This window comes from Novosphingobium sp. 32-60-15, from assembly GCF_002280675.1.
GTDB lineage: Bacteria > Pseudomonadota > Alphaproteobacteria > Sphingomonadales > Sphingomonadaceae > Novosphingobium.
This window is the reverse complement of sequence record NZ_NCEN01000013.1, coordinates 97,380-117,539: the sequence shown is the minus strand read 5'-3', so window position 1 is coordinate 117,539 and position 20,160 is coordinate 97,380. Positions and strand designations below refer to the sequence as shown.

At 54.7% G+C, this 20,160-nt stretch carries 9 protein-coding genes; 4 read left to right on the top strand and 5 right to left on the bottom strand.

The window, feature by feature from the left end; genetic code table 11:
• Window positions 1-51: 51 nt before the first annotated feature.
• From B7Y89_RS11395 to B7Y89_RS11375, 5 genes are all read right to left on the bottom strand, one after another.
• Window positions 52-3,192, bottom strand: a complete 3,141-nt coding sequence (locus B7Y89_RS11395) for a hypothetical protein (protein WP_292938620.1) — start codon at window positions 3,190-3,192, stop codon at window positions 52-54.
• A 238-nt stretch (window positions 3,193-3,430) separates the two neighbouring features.
• Window positions 3,431-4,021 (bottom strand): VCBS repeat-containing protein, encoded by a 591-nt coding sequence (locus B7Y89_RS11390; protein ID WP_292938619.1) that lies wholly within the window; start codon window positions 4,019-4,021, stop codon window positions 3,431-3,433.
• Window positions 3,999-6,173, bottom strand: a complete 2,175-nt coding sequence (locus B7Y89_RS11385) for a hypothetical protein (RefSeq protein ID WP_292938618.1) — start codon at window positions 6,171-6,173, stop codon at window positions 3,999-4,001. The genes B7Y89_RS11390 and B7Y89_RS11385 overlap by 23 nt, the downstream gene beginning before the upstream one ends.
• 181 nt (window positions 6,174-6,354) lie before the next feature.
• Window positions 6,355-9,951, bottom strand: a complete 3,597-nt coding sequence (locus B7Y89_RS11380; protein ID WP_292938617.1) for a glycosyltransferase — start codon at window positions 9,949-9,951, stop codon at window positions 6,355-6,357.
• Window positions 9,952-10,043: 92 nt separating this feature from the next.
• Entirely contained in the window at window positions 10,044-15,560 is a 5,517-nt protein-coding gene (locus B7Y89_RS11375; RefSeq protein WP_292938616.1) for an HAD-IA family hydrolase, read from the bottom strand.
• Between the two features lie 272 nt (window positions 15,561-15,832).
• Between B7Y89_RS11375 and B7Y89_RS11370 the strand changes: the two genes are divergently transcribed.
• The 4 genes from B7Y89_RS11370 to B7Y89_RS11355 all read left to right on the top strand — a co-directional run bounded on the left by B7Y89_RS11370 (window position 15,833) and on the right by B7Y89_RS11355 (window position 20,156).
• Entirely contained in the window at window positions 15,833-16,993 is a 1,161-nt protein-coding gene (locus B7Y89_RS11370; RefSeq protein ID WP_292938615.1) for a Wzz/FepE/Etk N-terminal domain-containing protein, read from the top strand.
• A 56-nt stretch (window positions 16,994-17,049) separates the two neighbouring features.
• The gene (locus B7Y89_RS11365; protein WP_366416060.1) at window positions 17,050-17,778 is read left to right on the top strand and encodes a capsule biosynthesis protein; all 729 of its coding nucleotides are present in this window, start codon (window positions 17,050-17,052) and stop codon (window positions 17,776-17,778) included.
• The gene (locus tag B7Y89_RS11360; protein WP_292938613.1) at window positions 17,775-18,422 is read left to right on the top strand and encodes an ABC transporter ATP-binding protein; all 648 of its coding nucleotides are present in this window, start codon (window positions 17,775-17,777) and stop codon (window positions 18,420-18,422) included. Before B7Y89_RS11365 ends, B7Y89_RS11360 begins: the two co-directional genes overlap by 4 nt.
• A gap of 375 nt (window positions 18,423-18,797) precedes the next feature.
• The gene (locus B7Y89_RS11355; RefSeq protein ID WP_366416057.1) at window positions 18,798-20,156 is read left to right on the top strand and encodes a glycosyltransferase family 2 protein; all 1,359 of its coding nucleotides are present in this window, start codon (window positions 18,798-18,800) and stop codon (window positions 20,154-20,156) included.
• Window positions 20,157-20,160 lie beyond the last annotated feature (4 nt).

Genomic DNA, 20,160 nt, shown 5'->3' with positions numbered 1-20,160 from the left:
CAACAACCAGAGTTCCGACAAAAGCAGCGCCTCCTCAACGCCGCTATTGAATCAAGCCATCGCCGCCAGCGCAAGCGATTTAATGGGTCCTGAGCCTAGGTCACCCGCAACACCATCATCGCCCTCACCGGCATTTATAACGTCTGGACCATCGACATAGGTGAACGAGAAATCGCCATAGATAAAGTCATCCCCGCTACCACCAGTTAGCGTATCGGCACCGCTACCGCCAAAGATCAACGTTCCGATCGTTGCCGAACCTGTCAGGGAGTCATTGCCGCTACTACCGCGAAGCCGGACATTCTCGACGTTGACAAGCAAGTCGGTTCCGCCAAGCCCATCGTTATAGCTGGTTGGCACGGATGACGGTGTGAACAATGCAAAGTTTGCGGTGACAGGGCCTGTTGCCGCACTGTAATCATAAGTGACGCGGTCATTGCCGGCACCGCCATCAATAAAGTCGTTGCCTCCGCGATCGATAATGGAATCGTCGCCACCAAGAGCGCGAATGACATCGTCACCTGCGGTGCCATTTAAAAAGTTCGCGGAATCCGTTCCCACGATTTCGGGCACGATTTGCAACACAGCAGAGCCGAGGGCCGTTTCCCGTATGTCAAACGCCCCGTTGGCAATGGTCAGCGTAGCGTCGGCCACGCCATCCCCGTTCCCGTCCACTTGCAGCAGCGTGGTGCTGCCCGATTTTGCATAGCGCACCTGATTGACGATATTGGAAAACGTCGCCGTGCCGATAAAACGCACAGGGGCCGAAGGGTTGAACAAGCCAATCAGCGAAAGATCGATCCGGTCTTCTGTGGCGAAATCGGCAATCACGTCCTTGTCAAAATTCGTGCCGAAGCCGGTGTAGGAATAGGTATCGGCGCCTGCGCCACCAGTCATCGTCGTGGTGCCGATGGTTGTGGAGCCGCCGCCAAAGTGATTTTCAAACCGGTCATTGCCGTTGCCGCCGGTTACGCTGTGGTTGCTGGTTCCGTAACCTACGCTGAAGGTTAGCGCGGAGGTGACCCCTGTGGCGTTGATCGATGCGCCACCGCTGAATTGCAGGCTGACAGAAACCTGCTCGAAATTGCTGATATCGGTTATGTTGCTGCCTGTCGTCGCGCGGATCGTTGTACCGGTTTGGGTGAGCGTCGAATTTGTCGTGCCGCTCAGGATGACTTGAGCACTGTCCGAACCAGCTCCGCCATCAAGCACATGCGCGCCAGGGCCAACCGCAATGGAGTCTGCGGCAGAAGAGCCGGTAAACACCACATTGTTGCTGTAGGGTGCGTTGTTTACATTGACCCCCGAGGCCCCCGTAAAGGCGCTGGCGTTGAAGGTAGTCGTGCCTGTCGAAAAACCGGTAAAGACGGCCTGGCCGCTGGATGCCCCGAAGTTGAAAGCGTTGGTGTCGAATGACACGCGCTCGATATTCTGAAATCCGGTGTTGATCTGCCCGGCGCTGTCTGTCACGCCCGATGCCGTGATGGTGAAGGTGCGACTACCGGTGACACCGGAAAGACCCGTGCCGTTGGCCAAGAACTGGTATTCCAGCCTGTCGGAACCGGTACCTCCGTCGATGACGTCCGGCCCGGTGGATCCGATGATCCGGTCATCCCCACCTGATGCAAAAATCCTGTCGGCGATGGCTGTGCCGGTCAGTGTGTCTGCAACGTTTGATCCCGTAATTTCCGGGATAATCTGCAGAACCGCAGATCCAGCAGAGGTTTCCCGCAGATCGAACGCCCCGTTCGAAATGGTCAGCGTGGCATCGGCAACGCCATCACCGTTGCTGTCGGCTTGCAACAACGTGGTGCTGCCAGACTTCAAATAGCGTATCTGATTGGCGACGTTGGTGAAAGCGCCAGATCCAATGAAGCTTACAGGTCCGGTTTCGACGAAGAAGAAATCGATCCGGTCTTCAATGGAAAAATCCGTAATTATGTCTTTATCGAGATTGGTTCCGAGGTAAGCATAAGAATATGTATCTGCGCCTGCACCACCAGTCATTGTTGTTGTGCCAACTGTGGTCACAATATCTTCGTAGTGATTTTCAAATCGGTCGTTGCCACTGCCGCCGGTTACGCTGAAGCTGTTTGCAGAATATGCAACGCCAAATCCAAGCGAAGCGGTGACTGTCGATGCATTGATCGAGGCCCCGCTATTGAAACGGAGGCTGAACAAAACAGACTCGAAGTTGGTAACATCAGACACACTGCCGCCAACTGTTGACCTGATCACCGAACCTGCCTGGGTGATTGTCACGTCGGCAGTGCCGTCCAAAAACAACATCGCAGTGTCAAATCCAGCGCTGGCGCCACCATCAAGCACATGCGAACCTTGGCCTACAACAACGCGATCAGATGCTGCTGAACCGGTGAATGTAAGCCGGTTCGTGCTATTGCCATGATTGACAAAAACACCGTTGGCACCCGTGAAAGCGCTTGTGTTGATCGTCGTTTCACCCGTCGCAAAACCGGTAGGATTCGATGTGTCGGTATCGAAGGTTACACTTTCGATGTTCGAAAATGTGGTGCTGAACTGGCCTGCGCTGTCGGTCACCGATGATGCCGTTACGGTGAATGTCCGGTTTCCGGTCGCAGCCGTAAGACCGGTACCTGTTGTTCTGAATTGATACGACAGCTCATCTGATGTGCCACCATCACCGTTAACCCGGTCAGTTCCGGCCAATCCAATAAACACATCGCCAATCGTGGAGCCGAACAGGACATCACCACCATCAGACCCGGCCACAATGGTGCGGCTGCCGACAATGGGAACCGGGTTGGTGAAAAATACAAAATTGCCGGCCGTTAACTGGCTGGCTGTTACGCCCTGAAGCCGGATACTTTCAGAGGCACCGTTGAAGCCCAGCGTAATGACAGTGTCGGAACCCGCTTGCGTGATAAACGGCTGGAGTGCGGCAAAGCTGGAAACGCCGATCGCAGCGAGGTTGATCCAGTCGGTCCCGATCACGAAATCGGTGATGATATCCTGGCCAAAATTGCGCGCGGAAAACAGGAAGGCATCCGAACCGCCTGCACCGGTTAGCGTGTCATTGCCATTGCCGCCATCAATCGTATCAGCACCCAAATCACCCAGGATGGTATCAGCGCCATCGAGGCCGGAGATGGTATCGTCCTGAGGAGTACCGTTCAAAGTTTCACTTGAATTGGTACCGGTCACAACAGCCATAACGATCTCCACGATCAAATAGTGCCAGAATCAAATCTGGCTATTTGGAGCATGAATATCGGAAACAGGCGCGTCTCATCAAGCCGAATTGGAGAAATATCATTTCGTCAATTCAGTATTATTTCTTATTAAACTAAAGTTATTCAGACAAATCTACTTTTAGTCCAAAGTTGTTTGCATAAATGTAAAAAATGCCACGACGTTTAGATTGTTACGGGTGCTGGCTAGTACATTGTCCCTAAATCACCAACCCGTCAAAAGCGGTCGCAGCAAACACGCCGCTGAAGCCGAAGCCGACGACATCGGCCAATCCATCCCCGTTCAGGTCGGCCAGTTCGCGATGGAAGGTGTTGTCGCTGTTCCAGCCCTGATCGCGGCCGAAGTTGGCAAGGTCGAAGGCGGCGGTGCTGAACGTGCCGTCGGTCTGGCCATAGGCGACGAAGGTGCCTGCTATGCCAAAGCCTACCACGTCATCGCGGCCATCGCCGTTCACGTCGGCCAGATCGCGTGCGAACGCGTCCTGCGTGCTCCACCCCTGATTGGTGCCGAAGTTGTCCAGCGCGAAAGTAGCGTTTGCGAACGTGCCGTTGGCTTGCCCCAACGCGACCAGTGTCCCGGCAATTCCGAAGCCAACGATGTCGGCGCGGCCATCGCCGTTCACATCACCCACTTCGCGGTGGAACACGTTGTCCGATGACCAGCCCTGATTGCTGCCAAAGTTGTTCAGCGCAAAGCTGGCCGCACCAAACGATCCCGTACCCGTGCCCAGCGAAACGAACGTGCCGGCAATGCCGAACCCGACGATGTCAGAAAAGCCATCGCCGTTCACATCGGCCAAGGTGCGTGCAAAACTGTCTTGGGAGGCCCAGCCATTGGCCGGATTGAAGTTGCCTGATCCCAGCGTAACCGCCCCGAACGTACCGTTTACCCGGATTGGCAAACGTGCCATTGGCCTGACCCAGCGACACCAGCGCACCCGCCTGTCCGAACCCGACAATATCCGCCAGTCCATCGCCGTTGACGTCCGCCACCTGCCGCGGGAACCGGTCCTGCGACGACCAACCGCCCGCGCCGACAGTGAAGTTGGCCACGCGCGGGGTGCCGGGATCGGCAAAGCGCTTTATCGCGAACAATCCATCAGCGAATTGCAACTTTTCGACATTGGCAACGGTATCAGTTCCCTCGGCCCCAACGGAAATGGTGAGTGTGCCATTACTATTGCGTACAAGCGTTGCTTGCGCGCGCGCTGCAGCAAAGCTTGCAGCATCAATTCCTGCGCCGCCATCCAGAAAGTCGTTGCCGGCCCCGCCGCTCAGCACGTCATTGCCAAAACCGCCGACAAGCCGATTGACGCCAGTTCCGCCAATCAACGTGTCGTTGCCGCCGTTGCCGAAAATTGTCCCACCAACATGGCCCGATGATGCATCAACCACATCATCGCCTTGGGCCATAGCGATATCACCGGTTACGATACCATTCACAAGGATGGAGGATGAATTGCGAATATCACTTTGCGGCGTATCCAACTGGAAACCGGAAAGCGAGGCGTTGACGCTCTTAATGCTCGCAACCAGGCTGTCCGCGCCGATGACAACGCGCGTCCCGAAAACAGCATCCAGATTGGCAAGGGGCAGCATGCTGGAATTGAGTGTCAGCCCTATGAAGTGACCAACCCGTATGTCCGTCACAGCAGCGTCCACGTTGCTGGCTGTCCAATTGGCAACAAGGACATAGCTGGAATTGAAGTTCAGCTTTTCGAACCCGGTAAAATTGGCCAGATCAACGCTGCGCGATTGCCCTTCAGTGAAGATATTGAAATTGGCGGTATCTGTTCCGGCACCGCCATCGACTGTGCCGCCCACAGTGGCAACCGCACCCGTGGTGAAAACATCAAAAAGCAGAGCGTCGTCACCGGCTTCAAGCCGAACGTCACCGCTCACCGCTGTCCCGGTATTCAGGTAAAGGGTATCCTGTTGGCCGCCACCCGTGATGGACCGGAAGCTTGACCTGACCAATGACGTGTTGCTGCCGGAAATCGCGAGATCGACTTGCGGATTGAGCGAATCTATCAAATTGGCCAGAGCAAAACTTTGCGCCGGCGAAATTGTGATGGACTGATACCCTGAAAGACCTTCGATGTTCGAGGTCAGACCCGGACTCGTCTCGATCACGGCATGCTCAAAACCGCTGAGGCCACGTGCGATAAAATGCCCGGACGTTATCGCAATAATTGCGGTGTCAACACCTGTACCGCCTTCAGCACTCAACGAAAAGACCGATCCTCCGATGCGCAGCGTATCATCGCCACCGCCGAGTTCGAGAGGAAAGGCAATCGCACTGGTGGTGTCAAAGGTATCGTTGCCATCTCCCAGCAACGCAGAATTGATCGAGCCGCGATTGATAACCGTGTCATTGCCCTGTGCGCCCAGCACAGAACCAATCTGTCCGCCCTGTTCGTTGACCAGCGTTGAACCTTGAGCGCTCAGATTGATCGAGCGATAGAGGATTCGGCCACTGCCAGTATTCGTAAACGTGATGCCCGCGCTATTGAGACTGACGCCAGCATAGGTCGTGGCATTATTTGCAAAGACACCACTGTTGGTAATGGAAACAGGCGCATAATAGGTCAGAGTAATGCCGCCACTGACGAAAGGCGTTGAATAAAATACACCTGCAGCCAGGCCGGGCAGATCAATGGTTCCGGCACCAAAATTCAGGGTGCCGCCTGTGAAATCTATCCACCCGTTGAATGGTGGCGCATCGGTGATGACAATCTGGTCTGCTGCATTGAAATCAGTGATCGTGTCTCCGTTCAGGTTTGCAGTCGTGTCAATAAAACGGTCCGCCCCAAGCCCGCCGGTAAGCGTATCGACACCTGCACCGCCGCCAAGCGTATCGTTGCCGCCATTGCCAATCACCTCATCAGCATCGGCACCGCCAACCAAAACGTCCGCCGTCTCCAACCCTACGAATCTTGCCACGGCTTTCCCACTCCACCACTTGGCGATGTTTTAGCGCGCTAAAAGATGCTGTCTATTCTTCCCCCATCACCTGCAAATGATGGATTGCATCGAACGTCCTGTTAATCGGCTTACTGTCGATGCTCTCAAATGCGACCAGATTATCGCAATCTTGGTGCCATACGATGCAGTCAAAATACGCCTAATTTGACAATCGCCTGTAAATCTCAGCGAGTTCAGCCGATTGATCATCCAGCGTCCGCTTTGTTTGAAGGCTCCGTTTATGATCTCGGCGGTATTGTTCCGGCCTCATTTGCATATCAGCGAAAAGGCGATCTAGCGCGCCGCGATCGCGTGAAGGAAGCACAGTGCCATTCACGCCGTCTACTACGGCTTCGGCCAAGGCACCAACATCGCTCACCACAACCCAATTGCCACAATGCAGCGCCTCGCGCACGACTAGGCCATAGCTTTCCGGCCATATCGATGGGACAAGTATTACATCGAGCGAATTATAGAGTTCAGTGATGTCTTCCGCTTGGACTGGGGCAATCAGTTGCACCCGGGTGCTACCCCAGACAGTTTCTACAGGCCTGCCAGCCGGAACCGATCCGTCAATCATCACGAATTCTATGGTACCATATTGGCCAAGCCTCAGACTTGCCTCAACCAGATCGGCACCCTTGTGCACCATGCGCCCACCAATATGCGCCACGCGCAAAACGGCCTGCCCTTGGTGTGTATCTTGAGCTGGCTTGAGCGTCGGCATGCCATTCGCCAAAGTGGCAACGCCCTCAACGCCTGCAGATTTGTAAACTTGTGCAAAGGAATCGGAAACCGCGAGGCGATACGCTGCACCCTCTAGCAGAGGATAGAGACGCGCCCTGCGGGCAATCATTTTCCCCGCTTCATCGGCAGGCAAGCCACGGTCGGCCAATGGATCAATTTCGCCACTGCGTTCAAAGCCATACTGATCCACCAGGAATTGATGCGGTGATATCCACCAGCCGTCATGCAGCGTCACGATGTAGGGGATGCCAGCATTCAGAACCTCTGACACAATTGCATCCGAAAGACGCTGAATGCAGTGAAAATGCACCATGTGAGGTCGAAATACGCGGATAACCTGCCGAAAACCATCGACTATGCTTGCCCGCGTTGGCGCGTCATCTTCGTTTGCATCTTGCGGCAAGGAAAGCCTGAATACTGGTGTGCCTTCGTAGTCTGACGTCGAAAGGTGCGTATCGTCGCTTGGCCAAGCGTCACACGTAAACACCGCTTGGGCTACATCCGGACAGTTTCTGGCGATGTATTCAACATTGGCAGCGACCACCCGCGTTGCACCGCCAAGCAATTGTGGTGGAAAGAACACATTGCATATCAGCACACGATGTTGGCCCGCAGGCGTACCGTCAGGAGCAGACAAGCCGAATGCCGCACGAAAGTCGGCAATGGCTGTCTCGCGGCTGAATTTTGCAAGTGCAGTTGCGCGCGCGCATTGCCCGATCAGTTCCCGCTTTTCACGATCTGCAACGAGACGGGCAAGTGACTGATACCATTCATCTGTTGTAGCAGCCAGAAACACATCCTCGCCATCACGGAGGACCTCTTGGTAGGACGGGGTCGCGCTCACGACAGATGGAACGCCCTGAACCGCGGCTTCCAACCACTTGATCTCGCTTTTGGCGTCTTCAGCTCCGCCTCGGCGCAGAACGGCCAAGTTGATGTCGCACTGCGCCAAAACAGCCCAGTAGTCGTGCACGTTGGGGATTGCCGTCATGGCAATAATGCGACTGCGGAAAGCCTTCAAACAATCCGGTATTGGCACGTTACCGACCAGAACCAGTTCAACTCCGGCGAAGTTTTCCATGATCCGCGATAGGGCTGGCCCGGCAATTTCTGCAAAATCCTGGCCATGCGCTTTAGTGCCTGAGCCATAAAAAATCCTGATCGCACTGCGCTTTGCAGCCGCCTTCTCAAATCGTGCAGCCTGATTGCGACTGTCGATGCCGTTGCGCAACACGACCCCGGTGTGCTCGCGCACCAAGGGAAGCATCGACTTCAGCAGGGTGTCAGTGGATGCAATGGCGCGATCGCATGCTGAAAGCGCGGACCGAAACAATGGTACTGCAAAACGCAGCCCGCGATAGTCTTCCGCAGACAGAGTCCCGGCATAGCTTTGCAGCGGCGGAGGAAATGCATCAGCGTCAAAGATCAGATCGTCGATTTCATAGTAGGTTGGGATGCCGATCGCCCGGGCGTAAAAAATCGCTTTCAGGACGCCGGGGGTGGCTTGAACCCTGTAAAAGATGACGGCTCTTGCGCCGACAAGATCTTTGATAAAAGCCTCGGGCTGATCTTCAGAATGAACGCGAAGTTCAAGCCCCTCAGCAGCAAGCCATTCGGCCTTCTGTTCAACGCGGTAATGATTGCACTGGCGCAGTTCAAGGTTGGCCAACATCGGGATATGGCCATCCGCCACAGGGCCTAATCTGGCAGGAGCAAGCATCAACCGATCGAGCGCAAGCCAGCCCCGCTCCACACAATTGGTGAGAATGCCGTCGGCCTCGCCCGGTTCGCCTTCACTTCGCAAAACCGCATGCGCACGGGCGCTATCCTGTTCGAAAAGTCGCTCAAGTACGGACATGCAAAGCACGGAAAAACGGGGATCACCGTGCCAATGAACTGCTTGGCCTTCAAGGGCTTCGAGCGCTTCAATCGGCTTTGCACGTTGCCCAGCAATATCGACCACGCGTTCAAGCGCTGAAAAATCGGGTCCCACATCACCTATGGCAGCAAGTGCCGCGACCCACGCTTTTCCAAGGTCACCAAGATAACGTGAAACGTCTGATGCAAGGCCCCACAGCTCTGGTGGCCAACAATCTTTGTCGCTTTCACCCCATTCCCGGAACAGGGCAAAACAACCATAGTGGTCACCACGGTTGTACCGAAAGTGGCAGATATCGACAAAAAGCGTAATACCGCACGGGCGAGCGAACCGCACAATACGCTCTGCATCCTCGTCGACTTCGAACATCCAGACGAGGGCTGCAGAACGTCCGGCAGCGGGATCAAGTCCCGTTTCAGCGCAATAGGCCCTCCACTCAAGCTGCACCGGAAATGCACGACCACGCAGCATTGACTCAAGCAGTCGAAACTCATTGGGGCTGCGGCCTTCTGCCAAGCCCTTGTCGAGCCACTCCCGATACAATTCTGCGTCTGTCACTGCCGGCGCAAGGCCATAATGGCTTCGATAAAAAGCAGGATCAAACCAGTCATCAAAGTTCAACGGTGCCAGACGATCAAGTCCGTATTTGCAGAAGTGATTGAAAGCCTGATTGAAATCAATTGGGGCGGTTTCAAATGTATCCGGGCACCACGCCAGGTATTGCGAGGGGTTAAACAAGCGCCTCCACAACACCCCGGCGTCTTGATCCGGGAAGCTGCACGGCCTTTTCTCGGCTCGGCCATGATCAATGTAATGGGCGACAAATTCTGCATCGCCACGCAGCGTCCGGTTCAAGTCCGGGTTCAGCGTGCGATAAGCAACCAGGTCAAACGGGTCATTATCTCCGATGCCATCGCGAAGCAGCGTCTCCAATTCCATTTCCGCGTTCGGAAAACGGCCTTCGGCAATGCCGCAAGTACGATAATGCGCGATTAGAGATTTGTCTGAAACCAGCGTGCGGACATCAGGATAACGGCGCCGGTAAAAAGCCAGATCAAGCAACGGCTCTCCCTTTGAGGAGAGGTTTGGCTTGCCCCAGCTTTCCACCAGCTTCCGTATCAGAGCTTTCACAATATCTCGCCGCCGCTAAACCTGCTCCCTATCACGAGCGGAAAACGCTGTCGCGGATGCTATCTTACCGTCGGAAAAAAGGCTTTCGGCCTTCAGCATTTGTGACCTAATTCTTCGAGATAAAGTTGCACCAATTCACGCGATTGATCATCCACTGTCCGTAACGGTTGTCCAACACTGGGTGAGTTTTGGAAACGCGAGCAGTTGCTGTCGATTTCGGCTAAAACACGACTAAGAGCGCTGGCATCGACAACATCCACTACAAAGCCATTGATGCCTTCCTGCACAGGTGCGGCCATTGCACCACGGTTGCCAGCGACAACCCACAAACCTTGCTGAAGCGCCTCTCGCGTCACCAAGCCGAAGCTTTCCTCGCAAGTGGATGGCGCAAGCAGCACATGGCTCCGGGCATAAAGCTTCGCCAATGCAGCACCAGGTTGCCTCCCAAGCGTAGTGACTTCAGTCGCCCCCCAAAGTGCCTTGCTTGAATACGCAGCATCGCGTGCCAGATCGATAACCGTCAAATGCAGATTGGAAAATTGCGCTCGCTTCAATGCGGCCTCGACAAGATAAAGACCTTTGTGTCGTTCCAATCCACCTAAATGCAGAAGGTTGACCGTGCGGCCTGCCATCTCGCGCGGTTCCAATGCCAAGCGCGAAGCCCCATTCTCGATGACGTCGCAATCTATTCCACATGCGCGATAAACTTCGGCGAATCCTTCAGAAACAGCCAAACGACGCGTTGCCTTTGACAGAACCTTCCGAACCTTAGCAGCGCGATTTAACGAATCGAGTGTGTCGATCGCCGGATTTCTGCGCAAAGCCATGATGTCTTTAGTTGCTGGGAAATAGCGTCCATCAGGGTCGGTCATGAACGGGTTATCGGAAAGCCACCAGCCGTCGTGCAAAGTGACGAAGTGCGGAATGTTCTTTGCTTGACATACTTCCAATAAACCCGCGCCAAGTTTTTGAAGGCAATGGAAGTGCACCAGATCTGGCTGGAAGCTATCTACCAGACGACTGAAGCTGGCATTTGCGAGAGCCAGATTGGGGCGCCAGTAAATATGGTTTTCCTGCGGAGCGGCAAAGCGGAAAACAGGCACCCCGTCATGCTGACCGAGACTCATCTCGCCAAAGCGATCATTGTGCTCGTCGGTAGCAAAAACCTGCAAGTCAAACGTGTCTTGATGGTGATTGAGAATGTACTCGACATTGTCGGCCAAGACCTTTGTGGCTCCACCGATAGTCTGGGGTGGATACCAGACGTTGACGAACAACAACCGCGGCTTACGCTTGCCCTGCACAGCGAGAGGGTGTGTAAATTGCGCAGATTTCCCTTCGGAATCTGACTTTGCGGAGGGCGTGGCATTAAAATGCATCACACGTTCGACAAGTAGTTCGGCGTCAAAAGAATCGCTTCCGACCAGTTGCTTCACTGTGCCATCATTTCTTCTGCTAGTTGCCGAGTGTTCTGTCATTGGTAGGGTGAGCATCAATCCTACGGCGTCGTGCTGCATCGCCTCTTCCGTGGCGCAGTAAGGCTCCACTGTCTGATTTGACGCGATCTGAATGATGAAATCCCAAGACCCGACAGAATCTGCAAGCGACTGCAAGGCCGTGTCCGGTTCAAACACCATAAGCCTGCGATCGTCGACAGTCAGATCTGAATGTCCGGCAACCCGCTGGTCAACGGTGAAGACAAACCCGGCCCCCAGTTCTGCCAAGCGATTGATCGATTTGACGACTGGTTTTAGAGAGCGCGCGTCGAACTCTGGCGCGATGAGCACCATGATCGCACGGGCAGATTCATCGTCTCTCGTGCGCTGATAGCTCCGAGCGGAGATGGTCAGCGGTACTTTACCGGCACAATGGGAAATAGCGGGCACAAGCCCAGACATGGTTGATACGATCTGATCACAGTATCTTGCAACCAAGCACATTTCCCACACGTGGCTGCGCTTTAGCCAACCTGCCTCGCTGCCTTGTGGGTTGCACACTAGGTCGGTCAGCACCTTGCCTTCCCACACACCAAGATCACCCAGCCAGGAGACCACACGCCTCCCCATAGACCGAGCAATCGCAATAGCTTCAAGCACATCAGCGGTACACGGCACCTCGTGAAGGACCAGAGTCTCGTGGAGGATCAAGTCTGCAGTCACCTCGCGTGACTCTATGCACCACAATCCCTTGACCGTGATATCGGCAGGCGCAGTTGACCTTTCATGCAACGCCATGGTTCGTCCTGTAATTACCAGGACCGACCCAGACTTGGCTTTCGCAATTGTCTGTTCTGCAAATTCACCACGCAGTCGTGACATCACAATGTCAAGCTTTTCGAGCCTCTCGGTTCTTTGTGGGTTAGCCGAAAATTTCCTCATTATGGTAGAGACTTCGTGTCCGATTGCTCGCCGCCAGAGTTGGCGCCAGGGTGCCAAATCCTGCCAAAGCGCGCGCCCCTGCTCCAGTACCTCGCGAGCGGGACTGTACGCCTCTTGCTGCAGCAAAAGTTCGGCCGCGTGAAGAACCGACCAGCGGTTCGGAGTATCAGACGCAGCACCTTTGCAGAAATGGGTTATTGCGCGATCAGACTGCCCGGCGGCCAAGTGGAGCTCGCCTAGAAGATGCTCGAACCAACCGACGCTTCCGTTGCGCTTGATCGCCTCCTCAAAGTAGAAGCTGGCATTATCAACCGAGCCATCGCGCCATCTTGCTTGATGCCCTAGAAACTCGAGCAGACGGGGTGCGTCTTCGCCCGAGATGTAGCCGATACGATCCATCCCTTTTTGCGCAAGAAAGTGCTGCAAAACTTGTACGCGGCCCGCCTTCGCCAGAATTTTGGCATGCGTTGCCTGCCATGCGAGCCATCGGAATGATTCCGGATAAAATGGCGCCCGCCACACTTTCATCAAAGCTGCAGCTTCGGAGGTCGGCTGCATCCGCTGCAGACATGTGCAGTAAAGCTGATAATCGGTCAGTTTCGACAGCTCAGGATAGGTCGTTCTAACATAATTTGCGTCAAACGGGTCAGCCAGCGATAGCGATGGCATTCGAATAAGCCCGTGCTCGCAAAGTGCTACAAGCGCCTCCGCCCTTGTCGTGACGCTGCCAGCCCAATGACCGTTCAACGCAGCAAATTCGACAACATCAATCTTTTCAAGCCAAGCACTGGGCTTGAGTCCGAATCTGGCAAGATAAAGCGCAAGAACTGTCGTTTCACCGCCGAGTAGCTTACTCTCCTCATCGGATAGACTGATTTTTCCGTCCCGCAAGAGTCGGTTAAGCTCTCTGTCAATTTCCTGTACTGGCGCCCGATAATTGCGGCCCTCATGACGACCATGACGCATGAAATGGTCAAGAGCTTTTTCCGGCGTGGAATAGGCAACGGCCACGTCCGGGTTGAAGTGCAAATAGGCTTCTGCGTCAAAATCAGACGGAAGCTGCCCAAACTCCACCTCAAGCTGCCCCACAAATGCCGCGCGTGAGCCGAAACGGTTCTCTTTCCGGCCATGGCGCACGAAGTGTGCAACCAGTGCATCCTCGCCGCCCAATTCTGCTACGTCAGGGTAGAAAGAGCGATAGAAATCGGCTTCAAAGCCGTTTGGTGATTGAATAAACGACGTGAGCCTTGATCCGAGCAGCTTCTTCCACCACTTCGGCTTGCTCTGGCGTGTTGGAAAGCCATCATTTTTGCCGCTGTCGTCGTCCATCTCTCGTCCGTCAGCTTCAGCGAAGCGCGACGCTGCCAATGATCCCGCGATCCAATAATCTCGACTTCGCGCCAAGGCCTCGATCGTATCTGGTCGGGCACTGGGCATTTCCAAGTAAACCAGACGGGTCGTGCCTTCGATTGGGTCGAGTTCGTAAACCTCACCACGCATCTGGTCGAGTGTCTTGCGGTCTGGCTCTGCAAACCGCTGAATTATAGGACCGCAGAGTTCACCGTAACAATCGGTCGCCGCCATCCACATCAGGATCAAGTCACTGGGCTTGTCTATCGCGAAATCAAGCAGTTCGTTGTTTCCCGCGGTCGGAAGCGGCTTATCACGCATGCGCAAGTCAGGCACAACCTTGCCATCCTCATCCCGAAACTGGGTGATCGGCATCAATGTGGGATGTTTAAAGAAATACTCCAACCAGGCGTATGATCCCGTGAGCGTGCTCGGCATCGCATGCGCTGGAATGACCGCCTGCGCCGAATACAGACAATGTGGTTGGGCGTGTATCTTGTTATGACTGTAATTTTCGTTCGTGGCGATGAGATGGAGCATAGCCGTAGGAGGCAACAGTTCGCTCCCTTCAGCGCATCGCTGCACTAGGATCGTGTTGAGCGCCCTTGCAACAGTGCCGGAATATCCGACATCGGAAATCGCTACTGCGGCATGCTCGTAGAACCCCACGCCCTTCAGATAGGATTCAATCGCTTGGCGTTTGGCAATGATTTGTTTCTTGATCAGTTCTTCATAGCCCGCTTCGCGATAAGCATCGGCCAGTTTGAACTGGAAAACGGCAGCCTCAAGAACTTCGCTCCCAACCTCTTCCAGCACTGGTGGTACACCGAGCAACTGCGCAATCTCGTGCCGGGTAGCCTTGCCCTCTTTGAGCCAGAACGCCCATCCGATAGCAGTCGAAAGCCAGTCGGTCGAAAAATCGACATTGGCCCAACACGTCAACGCCCGATTGAGATAAAGCTCACTATGATCGGGAGTGGGCAGGAACGCATCGCGCAGAGGTGATCCCCAAGCGCCAAGAAAATTGCGTACAGCTATGCCGTCACGCGCCATGAAATATATTTGGGTAGCCCGGCGGTTCAAAACGTCAAAGAGCACTGTAAAGAGATGCGCCTTCACCAAATCAGCGACATCTTCGGCAACGAGTTCGCGCTTACCGTAGCCGCGAGGGTCAAGTTTCAGCAATTCATGCTGAACAACCAGCACTGCCTCAATGCCGACAAGGTTTGCCATCTCCACATCTGAAACCAGATTATCGCCGACGTGGATTTGTTCATGAGGCGCCAAGTTCAGGTCTTTGAGAACATGGCGGAACAAGTCACTGGTTTGCTTTGTCAGATTGACTTCGGCAGAGATATAGACGTGGTGAAAGAGATCGTAGATTTCTAGCCGCTCAAGAATTTTCTGCATGTAAGCATGGCTAAAATACATGTCTGAAATCGCGATCAGGGTCTTCCCGCTGGCACGCAGGTTCTCAAGCAGTTCGCGGGCTCCCTCGACCAACCTAAGGTTGGTCATTTCCAGTTCATGCTCGAACCGCACAATCTGTTCGACCAGTTCCTGGCGACGACCCGCGTCTTTCACCCCTTGATCGTGCGAGAGCAAACGGTCCCAAACCTGCTCGGCCGACGGCTCTTGGATAAGAAGTTCCGGCGCTGCCTTCAGTGCGCCGCCCATACGATAGCGTAGCGATGTCATGTCGCTAACTGGCATGGACCCATGTCGGCCTAAAAGAGCCAACGCATAGGCACTTACCAAATCATGGATCTGGTGAACTGTCAGAAATTGTCTGCGAATGAGTGTGTCGAAAAGATCGAACGAGACATAATTGTAATTGTTCGCATAAGCAGCGAACTCATCAATTCTCTTTATTTTATCCATTTTGGTTCAATCTTTTCAACTGCCTGATGCAGGCTACGTAGATGGCTGTGATTTACAATTTCAAACGAATTCGTCAACGCAGCAGCGCCGCGGTCATCATGTGATTTACAGGAACGAATGGACTAAACCTCGGGCGAAATCAGATCAGCTAACGTCTGCGTTGCAGACAGATCGTTTGATCGTTCCTCAAGCCCGGCCTGTGTTGCAAACACTTCGCAATCAAGCTAACGGCTGGCGTCGTACACCAACAGTGGAAACGGTATAATCCGATAGTGGAACCTGTCTCAAATAACTCTTTTTCTGGGGCCGAAAACGCAGGCTCGAGGATCCTCTCATTGCTTCGAAGGAACGTGTGGGTTTCACTCTTCGTAGTGTTTCCAATCTTGGTGGCTGTGGTTTATTACGGTTTTGTTGCGTCAGACCGCTACGTTTCGGAATCCCGTTTCGTTATCAAAAGCCCGGGCCAGCGCCCGACGGCGTCGGCCACGCTTGCCAACCTCATCCAGACTTCGGGGATGAGCCCGGGCCGCGATGAGGCTAACGAAATCATCGAATATCTGCGCTCGCGCAACGCTCTGGACGATCTTAACAAGCGCCTGCCGTTAAAGAAAATATATGGCACAACGGACGCCGATGTGCTGTCGCGTTTCCCCGGTGCGTTGGACAGCGACACTTTCGAGGATCTTTACGAATATTACGGCAATGCCGTAACGCCGAGCGTGGATCACAACTCCGGCATCGTGGCGCTTCAGGTGTGGGCTTTCTCGCCCAAGGAATCGCGCGATGTAAATGCGGAACTGCTGTTGCTGAGCGAAAGGATGGTCAACCTCCTGAACCAGCGCGCCGAAGCAAATGCCATCGAAGAGGCGGAAAGCCGGATTGTGGCAGCCGAAGGCCGTCTTAAAAAGGCTCGGCTTGCGTTACGAATATATCGCAATTCGCAGGATATCATTGACCCTGTGCGGCAGGCAGCCGTCGGTCTGGAATCCACCAACCGGCTGATCATCGAACAATCCGTCGTCAAAGCGCAATTGGAGCAAGTGGAAAGCGCAGCGCCCGACAACCCCGCCATTCCTGCACTGCGCATGAAAATTGCGGCCTTGGAGCGCCAGATCAACGTCCAAAGCGGCAAGATCGTAGGGACACCACAGGCAATCGCATCGAAGCTCGGTGAATATGAAAGTCTGGTGTCCGAACAAGAGTTTGCCGAGCAGATGCTGACAGCAGCAAACGCCGCGCTGGAACAAGCGCGCACCGATGCGCTGAAGCAAAAGTTCTATCTTGAGCGCGTGGTTGAACCCAACCTGCCTGACGAGCCGCTTTTGCCCAACCGGTTGATCAAGATCCTGACCATCGCGGGCCTTGCGCTTTGCCTCTATCTTATCGGATGGATGCTTGTCGTCGGGATCATCGAACATTCTCCGGACAAATGACAGTGGCATCGTTTCGTGAGGGTTGGCGCATCCAGCTTCGTGTAATCGGAGCATTGATGCAGCGTGAACTCACCACACGGTTCGGGCGCGAAAACATCGGCTTCTTGTGGGTCATGGCCGAACCTTTGCTGTTCGGCTCGCTCGTGGCGATCATGTGGACATTTTTGAAGGGGCCGGAAGATCACGGGGTCAGCGTGGTTGCCTTCGTGATCACCGGCTACCTTCCGCTAACCCTGTTTCGCCATTCCGTAAGCCGTTCGATCATGGTCTTCGAAGCCAACGGCAGCCTGCTTTACCATCGCCAGATCAAGATTTTCGATTTCGTTTTTGTGCGGTTTCTCATCGAATTCATTGGCGGCCTGATGGCCTATTTGTTCGTTGCACTGATCCTGATTTATTTCGGCTTCTTCCCCGTGCCGACAGACCTTGGCTTGTTCCTTGCCGGATGGTTCCTCTACGGTTTCTTTACGCTGGCCATGTCCTTCATCATCGCGCCCGCATCAGAAATGTCGAGCGTGCTGGAAAAGTTCATGCCCGTAACGACTTACCTCATGATCCCCGTTTCGGGCACGTTCAGCATGATGTCATGGCTAACCCCTGAAGCGCGCAACGTCCTGCAATGGTCCCCCCCGGTCAACGCGATGGAAATGATGCGCGCAGGCGTGTTCGGCACCGACGTCCAGCCCTATTACAATTACACGGTCCCGATCATCATCCCCATGATATTGCTCATGTTCGGGATGTTTCTGTGCCGCCATGTCCGCAAGATACTGACCGTCGAATGATCGTCGGTACAAACCTGCGGAAGGTCTACCGGGCTGGCCACGGCGAAAAGCTGGTGTTTGACGGGCTCGATTTCACAATCATGCCCGGCCAGAAAGTAGGCCTGCTGGGCCGCAACGGCGCGGGCAAGAGCACCTTGATCAAACTGATCGGCGGGGTTGAGATGCCGACCCGCGGCAAGATTGAGCGGCACATGTCGGTGTCATGGCCACTCGGCTTTGGCGGAGGCTTTCAAGGAAGCCTGTCCGGTTATGACAACGCGCGCTTCATCGCCAGAATCTATGGGAAAAGCTATCGTGATATCCGCGATTTCGTGGAGGATTTCACCGAATTAGGCAGGCAATTGCGCATGCCGGTAAAAACCTATTCCTCAGGGATGCGCGCACGCCTGGCTTTTGCGCTGTCTTTGGTCATCGAATTCGATTGCTACATGATTGACGAAATCATCCTTGTCGGTGACCAGAATTTCCAGCGGAAGTGCCACCACGAGTTGTTCGAAAAGCGCGCCGACCGGGCCTTGCTGGTGGCTTCGCATAGCGTAGAAACCATCCGCGAATATTGCGATAGCGCTCTTTTGTTGGATGCCTGTCGCGGGACGATGTACACCGATGTCGACGCTGCTCTCGAAAGGTACACCAATCTCTAGCCGTCAATGAAAGTGAAGCAGCTTTTTTGTTGAAGATTGGCCATGGGCGGGAATATCCCGCCACGGCTGCATGCAAGTCTGGTCCGCCGAAAAAGGGCAGTGAAAATGCAATCCCTTCCAGCCCGTCGGATTGTCGCGGCTTTACTGAATGTCTGGTTGAGGATCCGGATTCACTTTGATGCCTTTCGGCTGGCACCTGGCGACTATCTTGTCGCGACAAAGTGGTGGGTGCTACGCAAGCGCGTAAGGGCGAATGGCCAATTCGCAGTGTTGCTCAGCCGCTCCCCGCGCGCCTATATGCTTTGGGGCCTTCAAAAGGGCAGAGCCGAGCGCGTCCACAGCCCACCTTGCCCGCATCGCCCGATCATAGCGCTTGTGCAAACAGACACCGGCAAAGACGCTGATCCATCACAGCTGAATGCAACGATGGAAAACCTTGCACTTGAAGGTGTCGAGGCTTTCATCATCGGAGAACCCGGGACTGATCTGGTTGCAGCATCGCAAAACATTGATTGGGATGCGGGGCCATGGCTTCTGCCTGTCGAGGCGGGTGACCTGCTCGCGCCCGGCGCTGCAGCCGCCTATCGCGCAGTCGTCTCAACGGGCTCCTTTAACGTCGTCTACGCAGACGAAGATCAGATGGATCGTTGGGGACGCTATCTCCGGCCACACTTCAAACCTGACTGGAACCCGGAGTTATTCAAGCACTTCGATTTTCTAACGGGGTCATGCATTGTAGCAGCCAACAAGGCCGACCTGCTATCAATCGGGCATAGCGACGGCTGGGCGCAGAAACTTGTCGCGCAATCCGCCGGCCGGGGCCAAGTTCGCCATCTCGCAGAATTGCTCCACCATCGCCGTTCGCGCCCGCTGCCACATATCGCGGCACAGCCCCTTCGATTGCTGGAAGAACTTCCATCAATTTCAATCATCGTGCCAACACGCAACCGGGTAGACCTGCTCAGAACCTGCCTCGACGGTCTTGCAGCGACTGATTACCCGAAAATTGAGATCATTGTGGTCGACAACGATAGCGATGAACCAGAAACGCTGGCCTACCTTGACGAGATCCAAGCACACGGGATGACTGTCATGCGTCATCCCGGTCCGTTCAACTATTCAGCCATGAACAATCGCGCAGCCGCAGCAGCAAGCGGCGACCTTCTGTGCCTGCTGAACAACGACATCGAGATCAAAGAGCCAAACTGGCTTGCTACGCTTGCAACCCAAGCCGTCCGGGATGAAGTCGGCGCCGTTGGCGCACAACTTCTCTATCCTGATGGACGTATCCAGCATGCAGGGGTGGTCATCGGCGTTGGCAACGCCGCGGGGCATGCCCATCGCTATCTGCGGCCAGAAGATGCGGGATATTTCCGCCGCCATGCCCTTCCGCAGTTCATCTCAGCCGTAACCGCCGCTTGCCTCGTTGTGCAAAAAAGCCGCTTCCAAGCTGTCGGTGGTCTGGATGAAAAGAACTTCCCCGTCGCATTTAACGATGTGGATTTTTGCTTGCGGCTGAATCAACAGGGATGGCAATCGTTTTACGAGCCTCGTGCTGTCCTGATCCATCACGAATCCGTCTCGCGCGGGTTTGATCGCGATCCTGTTGGCGCAGCCCGGTTCGCCGGCGAGCTGGCTGCCCTGCAGCGCAAATGGGGGACTGACCGGATCGTCGACCCGTATCACCATCGCCACTTGAGCCGTGCGGCAGAACATTTTGCCGTCGCCATCTGACGCC

What these genes read in the sequence shown, in the direction of transcription:
- B7Y89_RS11395 (WP_292938620.1), bottom strand. Translation starts at nt 3,192, where the DNA reads ATGGCTGTTGTGACCGGTACCAATTCAAGTGAAACTTTGAACGGTACT.
- B7Y89_RS11375 (WP_292938616.1), bottom strand. Translation starts at nt 15,560, where the DNA reads ATGGATAAAATAAAGAGAATTGATGAGTTCGCTGCTTATGCGAACAAT.
- B7Y89_RS11365 (WP_366416060.1), top strand. Translation starts at nt 17,050, where the DNA reads ATGCAGCGTGAACTCACCACACGGTTCGGGCGCGAAAACATCGGCTTC.
- B7Y89_RS11360 (WP_292938613.1), top strand. Translation starts at nt 17,775, where the DNA reads ATGATCGTCGGTACAAACCTGCGGAAGGTCTACCGGGCTGGCCACGGC.